At 62.5% G+C, this 12,877-nt stretch carries 15 protein-coding genes; 11 read left to right on the forward strand and 4 right to left on the reverse strand.

Going from position 1 to position 12,877, the window contains the following annotated elements; genetic code table 11:
• Positions 1-114: 114 nt before the first annotated feature.
• The 8 genes from uvrB to ACK4FK_RS01020 all read left to right on the forward strand — a co-directional run bounded on the left by uvrB (position 115) and on the right by ACK4FK_RS01020 (position 7,902).
• Positions 115-2,349 (forward strand): excinuclease ABC subunit UvrB, encoded by a 2,235-nt coding sequence (gene uvrB, locus ACK4FK_RS00985; protein ID WP_409739871.1) that lies wholly within the window; start codon positions 115-117, stop codon positions 2,347-2,349.
• Positions 2,349-3,137, forward strand: a complete 789-nt coding sequence (locus ACK4FK_RS00990) for an SDR family oxidoreductase (RefSeq protein WP_409739874.1) — start codon at positions 2,349-2,351, stop codon at positions 3,135-3,137. The genes uvrB and ACK4FK_RS00990 overlap by 1 nt, the downstream gene beginning before the upstream one ends.
• A 1-nt stretch (position 3,138) precedes the next feature.
• Positions 3,139-3,567 (forward strand): dihydroneopterin aldolase, encoded by a 429-nt coding sequence (gene folB, locus ACK4FK_RS00995; protein WP_409739877.1) that lies wholly within the window; start codon positions 3,139-3,141, stop codon positions 3,565-3,567.
• Between the two features lie 327 nt (positions 3,568-3,894).
• Complete coding sequence (gene uvrC / locus ACK4FK_RS01000) at positions 3,895-5,790, forward strand: excinuclease ABC subunit UvrC (RefSeq protein WP_409739879.1); 1,896 nt, start codon at positions 3,895-3,897, stop codon at positions 5,788-5,790.
• 66 nt (positions 5,791-5,856) lie between these two features.
• The gene (gene pgsA / locus ACK4FK_RS01005) at positions 5,857-6,459 is read left to right on the forward strand and encodes a CDP-diacylglycerol--glycerol-3-phosphate 3-phosphatidyltransferase (RefSeq protein WP_409739881.1); all 603 of its coding nucleotides are present in this window, start codon (positions 5,857-5,859) and stop codon (positions 6,457-6,459) included.
• Positions 6,459-6,710: a molybdopterin converting factor subunit 1 gene (gene moaD, locus ACK4FK_RS01010; protein ID WP_409739883.1), complete on the forward strand. Its 252-nt coding sequence runs from the start codon at positions 6,459-6,461 to the stop codon at positions 6,708-6,710. Before pgsA ends, moaD begins: the two co-directional genes overlap by 1 nt.
• A 3-nt stretch (positions 6,711-6,713) precedes the next feature.
• Complete coding sequence (locus ACK4FK_RS01015) at positions 6,714-7,169, forward strand: molybdenum cofactor biosynthesis protein MoaE (RefSeq protein ID WP_409739886.1); 456 nt, start codon at positions 6,714-6,716, stop codon at positions 7,167-7,169.
• A 163-nt stretch (positions 7,170-7,332) separates the two neighbouring features.
• Positions 7,333-7,902, forward strand: coding sequence for a PAS domain-containing protein (locus ACK4FK_RS01020; RefSeq protein WP_409739889.1), 570 nt, complete (start codon positions 7,333-7,335; stop codon positions 7,900-7,902).
• A gap of 35 nt (positions 7,903-7,937) precedes the next feature.
• On the opposite strand, the gene ACK4FK_RS01025 is transcribed toward ACK4FK_RS01020, so the two are convergent.
• Positions 7,938-8,822: a branched-chain amino acid aminotransferase gene (locus tag ACK4FK_RS01025; RefSeq protein WP_409739892.1), complete on the reverse strand. Its 885-nt coding sequence runs from the start codon at positions 8,820-8,822 to the stop codon at positions 7,938-7,940.
• Between the two features lie 188 nt (positions 8,823-9,010).
• Here ACK4FK_RS01025 and ACK4FK_RS01030 point away from each other — a divergent pair, with 188 nt between their 5' ends.
• Genes ACK4FK_RS01030 through ACK4FK_RS01040 form a run of 3 tightly spaced genes read left to right on the forward strand, consistent with a single transcriptional unit; the run spans position 9,011 to position 11,535 of the window.
• The gene (locus ACK4FK_RS01030) at positions 9,011-9,505 is read left to right on the forward strand and encodes a MarR family winged helix-turn-helix transcriptional regulator (protein WP_409739895.1); all 495 of its coding nucleotides are present in this window, start codon (positions 9,011-9,013) and stop codon (positions 9,503-9,505) included.
• Positions 9,506-9,513: 8 nt separating this feature from the next.
• The gene (locus ACK4FK_RS01035) at positions 9,514-10,206 is read left to right on the forward strand and encodes a response regulator (RefSeq protein WP_409739898.1); all 693 of its coding nucleotides are present in this window, start codon (positions 9,514-9,516) and stop codon (positions 10,204-10,206) included.
• 18 nt (positions 10,207-10,224) lie between these two features.
• On the forward strand, positions 10,225-11,535 hold the full coding sequence (locus tag ACK4FK_RS01040) for an ATP-binding protein (RefSeq protein ID WP_409739901.1): 1,311 nt from the start codon (positions 10,225-10,227) through the stop codon (positions 11,533-11,535).
• Positions 11,536-11,544: 9 nt separating this feature from the next.
• Here the strand turns inward: ACK4FK_RS01040 and ACK4FK_RS01045 are convergent, their stop codons facing one another.
• From ACK4FK_RS01045 to ACK4FK_RS01055, 3 genes are all read right to left on the reverse strand, one after another.
• Positions 11,545-11,976, reverse strand: a complete 432-nt coding sequence (locus ACK4FK_RS01045) for a DUF2914 domain-containing protein (protein ID WP_409739903.1) — start codon at positions 11,974-11,976, stop codon at positions 11,545-11,547.
• A gap of 45 nt (positions 11,977-12,021) precedes the next feature.
• On the reverse strand, positions 12,022-12,360 hold the full coding sequence (locus ACK4FK_RS01050) for a tRNA-binding protein (protein ID WP_409739906.1): 339 nt from the start codon (positions 12,358-12,360) through the stop codon (positions 12,022-12,024).
• A gap of 100 nt (positions 12,361-12,460) precedes the next feature.
• Positions 12,461-12,877, reverse strand: a complete 417-nt coding sequence (locus tag ACK4FK_RS01055) for a phasin family protein (protein WP_409739909.1) — start codon at positions 12,875-12,877, stop codon at positions 12,461-12,463.

Here is a 12,877-nt window from a genome sequence, read left to right on the forward strand (position 1 = left end):
CCCGGCCGCCCCGGAAGGTCCGGATGGCCGTACTGCCACGGCATGGCAGCAGGATGCCGGACCGGCCGGCCATCCCGCTTGGCGGCGGCCCCGTCCCACCCCATATTGGCAGCCATGAGTCAGCAGCCTGCCGCCCAAAGCCTGGAACGTGAAATCGAGGACCCGGACCGCTTCGCGGATGCCAATTTCCCCGATTTCGTGCCACATCGTCCGCCACGCCCGGAAAAAAGCGAGGGCGGCATTGCCTATGACCTGCAGGCCCCCTACGAACCGCGGGGGGACCAGCCACAGGCCATCGCCGAACTCACCAGCGGGATACAGGCGGGCGAGCGCGATCAGGTGCTGCTGGGCGTCACCGGCTCGGGCAAGACCTTCACGATGGCGCAGATCATCGCCCGCTCCGGCCGGCCAGCCCTGATCCTGGCGCCCAACAAGACCCTGGCCGCTCAGCTTTATGGCGAGATGAAGGCCTTCTTTCCCAACAACGCCGTGGAATACTTCGTCTCGTATTACGACTACTACCAGCCCGAAGCCTATGTGCCGCGCAGCGACACCTACATCGAGAAGGATTCGGCGGTCAACGAGCAGATCGACCGTATGCGCCATTCGGCCACGCGCGCCCTGCTGGAGCGCGACGATGTCATCATCGTCGCGTCCGTATCCTGCATCTATGGTATCGGTTCGGTCGAAACCTATTCGGAAATGACCCTGCCGCTGCAGGTCGGTCAGGCGATCGAGCGCGATGCGCTGCTGCGCCGACTGGTCGATCTACAATACAAACGCAACGATGTGGCCTTTGCCCGCGGCGCCTTCCGCGTGCGCGGCGACGGCGTGGAAATCTTCCCCTCGCATATGGAAGACCGGGCCTGGCGCCTGTCGCTGTTCGGCGACGAGCTGGAAAGCATCGTCGAGTTCGACCCGCTGACCGGCCAGAAGACCGGCGACATGTCGGCCGTGAAGCTATATGCCAACAGCCACTACGTGACGCCGAAGCCAACCCTGAACCAGGCCATCAACCAGATCAAGGTGGACCTGCAACTGCGCCTGGATCAGCTTACCAAGATGGGGCGGCTGGTGGAGGCCCAGCGGCTGGAACAGCGGACCAGCTTCGACATCGAGATGATGATCGCTACCGGCGCCTGCGCCGGCATCGAGAACTACTCCCGTTATCTGACCGGCCGCGGTCCGGGCGCGCCGCCGCCCACCCTGTTCGAATACCTGCCAGACAACGCGCTGCTGTTCGTCGACGAAAGCCATGTGACGGTGCCGCAGATCGGCGGCATGTTCCGCGGCGACTTCCGGCGCAAGGCCACGCTGGCCGAGTACGGCTTCCGCCTGCCCTCCTGCATCGACAACCGCCCGTTGCGCTTCCGCGAATGGGATCGGCTGCGGCCGCAAAGCGTGTTCGTTTCGGCCACGCCGGGCAAATGGGAACTGGAGCGCACCGGCGGCGTTTTCGTCGAGCAGATCATCCGTCCCACCGGCCTGATCGACCCGGTCACCGAAATCCGGCCCGTGGAACACCAGGTCGACGACCTGCTGGCCGAGTGCCGCGAGGTGATCCGCAAGGGCTACCGCGTCCTTGTCACCACCCTGACCAAGCGCATGGCGGAAGACCTGACCGAATACATGACCGATGTCGGCCTCAAGGTGCGCTACCTGCATTCCGATATCGACACGATCGAGCGCATCGAGATCATCCGCGACCTGCGCCTTGGCGTGTTCGACATCCTGATCGGCATCAACCTGCTGCGCGAGGGTCTCGATATCCCGGAATGCGCCCTTGTCGCCATCCTGGATGCCGACAAGGAGGGTTTCCTGCGCTCGGAAACCTCGCTGGTGCAGACCATCGGCCGCGCGGCGCGTAACGTGGATGGCCGCGTCATCCTCTATGCCGACAAGATGACCAACAGCCTGCAGCGTGCCATCGCCGAAACGGACCGCCGCCGCGCGCGGCAGCAGGCCTATAATGAAGAGCATGGCATCACGCCCGAAAGCGTGAAGAAGCAGATCGGCGATATTCTGCAATCAGTCTACGAGCAGGATCATTACACGGTGGATGCCGGTGCCGCCAGCGAAGGCCATCTGGTCGGTCATAACCTGAAAGCCTATGTCGCCGACCTGGAGAAACGCATGCATGAGGCGGCTGGCAATCTGGAATTCGAGGAGGCCGCCCGCCTGCGCGACGAGATCAAGCGGCTGGAGATGAATGAACTGGAACTGCCCGGTTCGATCGCGCGCAAGCCACTCGGTCTTGCGGAAGATGCCGCCGCCGCGCCGCGGCCAGCCGGCCGCTCGACGGCCGGTCGCGCCGGGTCACGCCGAGCCTATCGCGGACGGAAACGCTGATGCCGGTCTCGCCTCTTGCCCCCACCGCGCTCGTCACCGGCGCCAGCCATCGCATCGGCCGCACCATTGCCCTCTTTCTGGCCGAGCGTGGCTATGCCCTCGCCCTCCATTGCAACCGCTCGCGGGCTGCCGCCGAGGCCCTGCAGGCGCAAATCCAAGACAAAGGCGGCAGGGCCACCGTCGTGCAGGGCGACCTGGCGCATCATGATGACGTGATGCGTCTGGTGGATGAGGCCGGTGCGAGCCTCGGCCCGGTTTCCGTGCTGATCAATAACGCCTCGCTGTTTGACTACGATCATGTCGAGACGGCCACGGAGCAGAGCTGGAACAGCCATCTCGACACAAACCTTAAGGCGCCGTTCTTCCTGTCGCAGAGCTTTGCCCGCCAGTTGCCGGATAGCGTGCCTGGCAACATCGTCAACCTGATCGACATGCGCGTGTGGCGCCTGACGCCGCATTTCGCCTCCTACACCGTGGCCAAGGCCGGCCTGTGGACCCTGACCCAGACGCTCGCCATGGCCCTGGCGCCCAATATCCGGGTAAACGCCATCGGTCCCGGCCCGGTCCTGCCCAGCCCGCGCCAGACCGAGGAGCAATTCCGCAGACAATGGGCCAGCACGCCGCTGCAACGCGGCGCCGAACCGGGCGAGATTGCCGCAGCTGTCGGATTCCTGCTTGACGCCCCCGCCATGACCGGCCAGATGATCGCCCTGGATGGCGGCCAGCATCTGCCCTGGCAACAGGGCGGCCGGCCCTTCACCGCAGGCACCGGCGAGCCGGAGGAGTGACATGACGATCCATGCCCGCGCCCGCGCCGCCTGGGCCGAAATACCGGTTCCGGCTTTCGCCGAGGCCAGTCAGCCGGCCCGCCGCGTCTTTGTACGCGACCTGCTTTTGGACGCCCTGATCGGGATCTACCCCGAGGAGCGGGTCAAATCCCAGAAAATCCTGATCAATTTGGAACTCTGGGTGGCCGAAACACCGGGCGAGACGCCGCGCTCATACGACGAGGTTGTTTGTTACGAACTGCTGGTGAAACGCACCAAAGCCCTGCTGGCCGAGGGGCATGTCGATCTGGTCGAGACCCTGGCAGAGAAACTTGCCAGCCTGTGCCTGGCCGATGAACGGGTGCTTCGCACGCGAGTTCGCGTAGAGAAACCCGAAGCGATCGCAGAGGCAGCCGGTGTCGGAGTGGAAATCGAACGCCGGCGCCGCTGAGGTTGCAATCGACGGATCCCGGGTGTTTCAGCCTTGACTTTTGCAACCGCTTGCTCTCGCAAGCCTATTTGTACACAGGGTTAATCAGCGAATCGGGATTGCAGAAAGCGGGAATCCCGCATCGATTCCAGCTGTGGATAACGGCAATTTCCCATTCAGAATCAAACGGCTGGGGAGAGTCTCACATAATGCGACTCGGGCAATATCGGGGATTGGCAATGCAATGCGGCAATCTGCCCCAAGTTTCCCCACAAAGTTATCCACAGCCTTGGGACGCTTTACTCAACGCTGTGTAATCATTGAGTTTTTACGAGTATGGTGCTGCGAATGACTGACCCCGATCCTCAGGCCGATCCTCTCCAGGCGGGTATGGCGCCAGCCGAGATCGGGGCTGCGGTGATTGCGCGCCACCTGCCAACCCTGCCCCTCGGGCCCGGCGTTTATCGCATGATCGATGCCCGTGGCGAGGTGCTCTATGTGGGTAAGGCGCGGTCGCTGCGCAAGCGCGTCACCTCCTACACCAAGACCGAGGCCCTGAGCGTCCGAATCCAGCGCATGGTGCGCCTGGTGGCGATGGTGGAGATCACCACCACGCATACCGAGGCGGAAGCGCTGCTGCTGGAAGCCAACCTGATAAAAAAGCTGCAGCCGCCCTTCAACGTGCTGCTGAAGGACGACAAATCCTTTCCCTATATCCTGGTCGAGCGTACCCACGCCTTCCCCCGCATCACCAAGCATCGCGGCGCCCGCGATGTGCCTGGCACCTACTTCGGCCCCTTCGCCTCAACCGGGGCGGTGCATGTGACCCTGAACGCGATGTCGCGGGCCTTTCCGCTGCGCAGTTGCACCGACAGCGAATTCGCGAGCCGCACCCGCCCTTGCCTGCAATACCAGATCAAGCGCTGCAAGGCGCCCTGCGTTGGCCGCATCAGCGAGGCCGATTACGCCGCCATCGTGCAGGAGGCCTGCGATTTCCTGAGCAATCGCAACCGTCATGTCCTGGATGACTGGCGCCAGCGCATGCAGGCCGCTTCCGACAATCTCGATTTCGAAATGGCCGCCGAATTGCGCGACCGCATTCGCGCGCTCGCCCATATCACGCAAAAGCAGGATATCAACCTGACCGAAATCGACGATGCCGACGTGATCGCCATCCACGCGGAAGGCGGCCTGGTCTGCGTGCAGATATTCTTTTTTCGTGCCGGACAGAATTTCGGCAACCGCGCCTACTTTCCGGCCCATGTCCGCGATGTCGAGACCGCCGAGGTGCTGGATGCCTTCATCGGCCAGTTTTATGCCACGCGCGAACCGCCGCGCCTGATCCTGGTCAGCCACGCCGCCGAAAACATGCCGCTGATCGAAGAGGCCCTGAGCAAGCATGCCGGCCATCGCGTTGAACTGCATTGTCCACAGCGCGGCATCAAGCGGCATCTGGTGGACCTGGCAGCGGACAATGCCCGGGATGCTCTGCATCGCCGCATGGCTGAAACCAGCACGCAACAGCAATTGCTGGCTGGCGTGGCGGATCTGTTTGGCCTGGAGGCGCCGCCGCAGCGCATCGAGGTGTATGACAACAGCCATATCATGGGCCGCCACGCCGTGGGTGCCATGATCGTGGCCGGCCCGGAGGGCCTGCGCAAGAACGCCTATCGCAAGTTCAACATCAAGGGCGAGGAGATCGAACCCGGCGACGATTACGCCATGATGAAGCATGTGTTGACCCGGCGATTCCAGCGCTTACTGAAAGAAGACGCCGAGAACGAAACCGCCGCCGACTGGCCCGACCTTCTGCTGATCGACGGCGGCAAAGGCCAGCTCAGCGCGTCGCTGAAGGTGCTGGAGGAGCTGGGGGTAGACGATGTGCCTGTGGTTGGCATCGCCAAGGGGCCCGACCGCAATGCCGGTCGCGAGCAGTTCTTTCTGCCCAACCGCGAACCTTTCATGCTGGAACCGCGCCATCCGGTGCTGTTCTTCCTGCAGCGACTGCGGGACGAGGCCCACCGCTTCGCCATCGGCACCCACCGCGCCAAGCGGGCCAAGGACCAGATCAAGTCCCCGCTGGACGAGATTCCGGGGATCGGCGCCGCCCGCAAGAAGGCCCTGCTGCTGCATTTTGGTTCGGCCAAGGCCGTATCGCGCGCCGGTCTGGCCGATCTGGAGGGGGTGCCGGGGGTAAACAAGGCCGTCGCCAAACGCATCTACGATCATTTCCATGGCGGCTGATCCGTCCGTCCCGGGCCGGCCCAACTCTGGCCCTGAATCCCTGCCCATGCGATAATCGGCGCCGCCATGCTGAACGGCCTTCCCAATATCCTGACCGTTTCGCGCATCCTGGCGATCCCGGCGATCTGCGCGGCTTTCTTCCTGCCCGGCGCCTGGAGCGCCTGGGTGCCCCTGGCCCTGTTCGCCGCGGCCGGCATTACCGACTGGTTCGACGGCTATCTGGCGCGGAAATGGGGGCAGATGTCGGATCTGGGCCGATTCCTCGATCCGGTCGCCGACAAGCTTCTGGTCGCAGCCGTGATTCTGATGCTGATCGCCTTCGAGCGCATCGACCGCATCACCTGCCTGGCCGCGGTGGTGATCATGTGCCGAGAGATCACTGTTACCGGCCTGCGCGAATTCCTCGCCGAATTGCGGGTGAAAGTACCGGTCTCGCGTCTGGCGAAGTGGAAAACCACTGTGCAGCTCATCGCCCTGGCGATCCTCATCGTGGGCGATCACGGCCCCGCGGAGGTACCGATCCGTCTGCTGGGCGAAATCGGTCTGTGGCTGGCGGCGATCCTGACCCTTTATACCGGCTGGGATTACCTGCAGACTGGCCTTCGCCACATGGCGGCCGAGCCGACCCAGTCGTCGCCGGCTCAGGCCCGCGGCAAAGGGGCCGAGTGATGCGTGTGCTGTATTTTGCCCTGCTGCGTGAACGCGTCGGCGTGGCAGAAGAGACCATTCACCCGCCGGCCGATATCCGCACCGTGGGCGACCTGGTGAGCTGGCTGCGCCAGCAGAGTCCGCAGCACGACCATGCCCTGGCCGATCCGGCCATGGTCCGCGTCGCGGTAAATCAGGACTACGCCCGCCCCGACCAGCCCGTGGGACCAAATGACGAGATTGCCTTTTTCCCGCCGGTGACCGGAGGATAAGCCATGGTTGTCCGGGTTCAGCGCGATGATTTCGATACCGCCGCCGAACTGCAGCAACTGTCGGCCGGCAATCCGAGGATCGGCGCGGTAGTGACCTTCACTGGCCTGGTTCGCGACTTCGCCGGCACCGGCGACCCCGCCCAACGGATGACCCTGGAACATTATCCGGGCATGACCGAGCGGCAGTTGGAAGCGATCCTGGCAGAGGCCAAGGCGCGCTGGCCGCTGGAAGCGGCCCTGATCATTCATCGGTACGGCGAACTCGCCCCGGGCGACCGCATCGTTCTGGTGATCACGGCCTCAGCCCATCGCCAGGCAGCCTTCGAAGCCAATGCCTTCCTGATCGACTGGCTCAAGACCAAGGCCCCATTCTGGAAACTGGAACAGACCGATCAGGAACGGCGCTGGGTCGAGGCCAAGGCCAGCGATGACGACGCAGCCGCCCGCTGGCATAGCTAGCCCGGTTTTTTGCGATATTCCTGGTGAGGAATCGGTTTACTACCGCTCAACCGTGTGGCATGTCGTATCTATTCAAATTCTGGTGTCGCGTTCTGGTTCCGCTTGCATACGGCGTAACCCGCCATTCCACGATTGAAGCATCTTCCCACGATTGCTGCGGCTCATGGTCAACCCCGGCGTTCCGAATAGTTCTCAGATCCCAGAGGCTGCACCGGTTGCGCCTGATCGTATCCGCAGCAAGTCCCTGAGGAATCTGCTCAACTACTGGGATACCAAGGTCGCCGACCTGCAGCGCCTGCCCTCGCGGGCCGATCTGCAGCCGGATGAAATGGTGACGTTTCTTCCCTTTGTGGCCCTGATCAACGTTCAGAATGGGTTTCCCCGGTTTCAGTTCCGTCTCGTCGGCACGGGTATCGTCGGCGCCATGGGCCGGGAAGCGACCAACCGAAGCGTCGACGAGGCCCTGTTCGGCGCCAACGCCCCCAATGTGGAAGCTTTTTTCAGCCTGCCGCTGGATAATCGCGGCCCGGCTTATGCCACAGGGCAGTATACGGTGGCGCCGAGCGGCAGGACCCTTGCTTTCGAGACCCTGCTATTGCCGCTGTCGAGCGACGGCACCGCCATCGATATGCTGCTGGGCGGCCTGGTGGGCGAACGCGTGCAGCGCGACGAGCAGATCTGCGGCTTTCAATACGATTTTTTCTCTCCGCTCGTGCAAACGGCCACGCCCTGACTACGCGGCCGTTGCACGGATGATACGACGCCGGCCTAAGCGGCAGCCTTGCGGCGGGTTGCCGCGTCGAAATCCGCCAGCAGGGTCTGGCAGATCCTGCCCGGCTTGAAACTGTACGGGCCGATCTCGGAAACCGGCGTCACCTCGGCGGCCGTGCCGGTCAGGAAGCATTCCTCAAATCCGCTCATTTCCTCAGGCATGATCGCCCGCTCGATCACCTCGATGCCGCGGGCCCTCGCCATTGCCATAACGGCCCGGCGGGTGATGCCATCCAGAAAGCAGTCCGGCGTCGGCGTATGCAGCTTGCCGTCCTTTGAGAAGAAGATGTTGGCGCCAGTCGCCTCGGCAACCTGGCCGCGCCAGTCCAGCATCAGGGCATCCTGATAGCCTTCGCGCTCCGCCTTGTGCTTGGAAAGCGTGCAGATCATGTAAAGCCCCGCCGCCTTGGCCTTGGTCGGCGCCGTATTCGGCGCCGGACGGCGCCAGTCGCTGATCTGCAGGCGCAGGCCTTTCATTTTGGCTTCCGGCGAAAAATAGCTCGGCCATTCCCACACCGCGATGGCGACATGGATTTTGTTGTGCTGTGCCGAAACGCCCATCATCTCCGAACCGCGCCATGCAACCGGACGCACGTAGCAATTCGGCATCTTGTTGGCGGCCACGGTTTCGCGCGTGGCGCGGTCGATCTCTTCAACCGAGTATGGAATCGTAAAATCCATCAGCTTCGCCGAGTCGATCAGCCGCTGGCTGTGTTCCGTCAGATGAAAAACCTCGCCCTCATAAGCGCGCTCGCCCTCGAAGACGCAGGAGGCGTAATGCAGGCCGTGCGTCAGCACATGCAGCTTGGCGTCCCGGAAGGGAATCAGCGTGCCGTCGAGCCAGATCAGGCCATCGCGGTCGTTATAGGGGATCAGGGACATCGGCAACTCCTTTTGGCGAGAACGAGGCGCGGTATTATTATTACCTTCTGATGGTCATGAAAGTAACAATATGATCGAAATATGTCAATACTACTGCCATATTTTTCCGAGACCCGCCTCGTCAGTTTCTGTCGCTGCCCGGAAAGCTTACCTTGAAGCGGGCTATCCCTTTGCGCCATATAGACCTCATGACCGATCTGAAATCGCTGGCTAACCCCCTGTTCCTGCGCGAAGACGAACTTCGGCAGGGCATTGAACTGCTGTTTTATGCCTATCGCGATTTCACCCGAGGCCCCGATGAAATCCTCGACCGTTATGGCTTCGGCCGGGCCCATCACCGGGCCCTGCACTTCATCGGCGGGAATCCTGGCATTACCGTGGCCGAACTGCTGGCCATACTGCGGATCACCAAGCAGAGCCTGTCGCGCGTGCTGTCTGCACTGATCGAGGGCGGCTTCGTGCGCCAGCAGCAAGGCACGCGGGATCGCCGCCAGCGCCAGCTTTTCCTGACCGAGCAGGGCAAAAATCTCGAAAAACAGATCAGCATGGTGCAGCAGGCCAAGGTGGCCCAGGCCTATCGCGAGGCCGGCGCCGAGGCCGTAGCCGGCTATCGCAAGGTTCTCGCCGGGCTGATCGATGAACAGGATCGCCCGGCCATTCTGCGCGCCATTCAGCGCCGCTGAGTCTGATCATGGATATTCTTGCCGAGCCGCATATCCTGATCGTCGACGACGACGAACGCATCCGCAATCTGCTGACGCGATATCTGACCGGGCAGAATTTCCGCGTCACCGGGGCCGAGGATGCCGCCGATGCCGCAGCCAAGCTGAGTTCGGTCAGTTTCGACCTGCTGATTGTCGATGTCATGATGCCGGGGCAGAATGGCTTCGACTTCGTTGCCGACCTGCGACGCAGGCAGAATCATGTGCCGGTGATTCTGCTGACGGCCCGAGGCGAAGCCGAGGATCGAATCAAAGGCCTGGAAACCGGCGCCGATGATTATCTGCCCAAACCGTTCGAGCCGCGCGAACTGACTTTACGCATCAATTCCATCCTCAAGCGCACGGCCCGTCCGGCGCCGACGCCTCCAGGCGCGGCAATCCGCTTTGGCGATTTTTGCTTCGACACGGTGCGGGGCGAACTCAAGCGTGGTGAGGACATCATCGCACTGACCACTGGCGAGGCGCAGCTGCTACGCATCCTCGCACGCAATCCCGGCACGACTGTGCCGCGGGCGGCCCTGGCCGACCCGTCCAGCGATGGCGAAAGCCGGGCCGTGGATGTGCAAATCACGCGCCTGCGCCGCAAAATCGAAGCCGATCCACGCAATCCGCGTTATCTGCAGACCGTGTGGGGCGAGGGTTATGTGCTCTGGACGGAATAGAGCGCGACAGGCAGCGGCATGTGGCTGAAGCGCTTTTTGCCGCGTAGCCTGTTTGGTCGCTGGCTACTTCTTCTGGTGGCACCGATCGTCGTGCTTCAGGCCCTGCTCGCCTATATCTTCTACGAACGACACTGGGACACCGTGACCCGTCGGCTGGCACTGGGGCTCGCCGGCGAGATCGCCCTGTTGATTGAAACGCGGGAAATCGGCACCGATCCGGCCACAATGGCCAACCTTGTCATCCAGATGAGCCAAACCCTGGAACTGAATATCGGTTTCGAGGCTGGCGCCGCGTTTCCGCAGAACATCCCTCCGTTGCGGCGGTTCTCGATACTGGACCGCATGCTGGTGCAGGCACTCGGCGAGCGCCTTGCCCAACCCTATCAGATCGATGCGCAGCGCGACGATCGCACCGTGGTTGTCTACGTACAACTGCCCGACGGGCTTCTGACCGTCGTCGCGCCGGAAAGTAGAGTGTTTTCCGCCAGCACCTATGCCTTCATGATCTGGATGACAGCGGCATCGGCTTTGCTTCTCGGTATCGCATTACTGTTTCTGCGCAATCAGATAAAACCCATCCGCCGCCTGGCGGAAGCGGCCGACGCCTTTGGCAAGGGTCGCGAGATCATGGATTTCCGACCCAGCGGTGCCAACGAGGTTCGCGCCGCCGCGCGCGCCTTTCTGGCGATGCGAGACCGCATCCGCCGTCATATCCGCGAACGCACCGATATGTTGGCAGGCGTGAGCCACGACCTGCGCACGCCGCTGACCCGCATGAAATTGCAGTTGTCGCTGATGCCGCCCAATGTCGAGATCGACGAACTCAAGCGCGATGTCGATGAAATGGACAGGATGGTCAGCGCCTATCTGGCCTTTGCGCGCGGCCAAAACGAACAGCCGGCCGAACCAACCGATCTGGCGCATCTGATTGACGAACTGGCCGACGACGTGCGACGACGCGGACGCGAACTGCAGGTCGTGATGCCGGAACATCTCACCCTGCCGCTGCGCCGCCTGAGCTTCAAGCGCGGTCTGGCAAATCTGATCGAGAACGCCCTTCGTTTCGGCCGCACGGTGCGGGTGAGCGTGATCCGTGCCGAAAAGGGAATAGAAATCTGCGTCGATGATGATGGCCCCGGCTTGCCCGAGAAGGAACGCCATCGCGTATTCAGGCCGTTCTATCGTCTCGACCAGGCCCGCCATGGCAGCGGCAATGTTGGCCTGGGATTGACCATTGCCCGTGATGCCGTGCTGGCCCATGGCGGAGAAATCGCGCTGGACGATTCCCCGCTTGGCGGCCTTCGGGTGAAGATCAGGCTGCCGGTATAAAAGCCGGCCCTAGTCTTCCGCGGGCTTGTCTGGATCGGCCACGGTAAAGCGCCGCTCACCCTGCAGACGGCCGCTGCCGTCTTTCAGCAGAACCGCCCATTGGCCGGGAAAGATGCGCGACTGCGACCAGATGCGCCAATTTCGGCTGACGTCGACTCGCGCCTTGGAGCGTCCGACCTCCTGATCGTTACGCATCCAGTGGAACCAGAAGGTTTCGCCGGGACCAACCTGCGTGCAATCCAGCCTGGCAAAGGCATAGGCGCGCTGGGTTCCTGGCGGATAATCCCCATCGACAATCCCCTGCGGCTCGAGATTGATCACGTTGCGGGTCATGGAAAACTGCCGCACCACACAATCATGATCCTGCGCCAGCGCCGACGGGGCGGTGGCCATGAATGGCGAGAGCAATGCGACGGTCAGGAGAAATGTCTTTTTTGTCATTGTGCTGGTCCGTAGCGAGATTGTCCGTCGAGGCGACAGCCGGGGTCAATACATCCGGCCGCCATTCGGCACCGGCTGATCCGGGCCAATCAGCACCACCTGACCGGCGGGATCGGGAAGCCCCAGGACCAGGATTTCTGACATGAAGGAGCCGATCTGGCGCGGCGGAAAATTCACCACCGCCAGCACCTGTCGGCCTGGAAGGGCCTCGGGGGTGTAATGCGCGGTGATCTGAGCAGAAGACTTACGCACCCCCAAAGGCGCGCCGAAATCCACCCACAGCTTGATCGCCGGTTTGCGTGCCTCCGGGAAAGGTTCGGCACGGATGATCGTACCAACCCGGACATCAACCCGGTGGAAATCCTCGATGGCTATTTCACCCACCTGACGCCTCCCTCGTGCCGTATACTGCCAAAAACAGAAACGGGCGGGATTTGTACCCGCCCGTTGCATGTCTGGCAAATCTGCGGCTGGGCGCCGTAGGCTACTTCTTCGGCTTGGTGAACGTCTTGCGGAATTCTTCCAGATTTTCGTTCATCCGCTGGTTGATAAGCTCGAAGGCCTCGCTATTGGTCTTCGACATCATTTCCGCCAACTCGCGCAGGTTGGCCATCGCCTTTTCCATGGCCTGCTTGGCCGCATTCGGATCGGGCATGCCGGCCGAAACGCCGCCTTTCATTATCGCGGCCACTTCGGCAGCCGCTTCCTGGAATATCTCGGCTTGGCGCTTGGCCACGGCCTGATAGCCTTCCAGCGCCCGCTTGTTGGCAGCGGTAATCGCCTCAAGGTTTTTCTGCTGGGTCGCGGCCAGAGCAGAGGGGTCCAGGCCCGGCAGCTTGAGATCGGCGAACAGCTTCGTCGGATCAAAGGCAGCGAAAGGATTTTCGGCACTCTTGCTCAT

The organism is Ferrovibrio sp., from assembly GCF_046297895.1.
Lineage (GTDB): Bacteria > Pseudomonadota > Alphaproteobacteria > Ferrovibrionales > Ferrovibrionaceae > Ferrovibrio.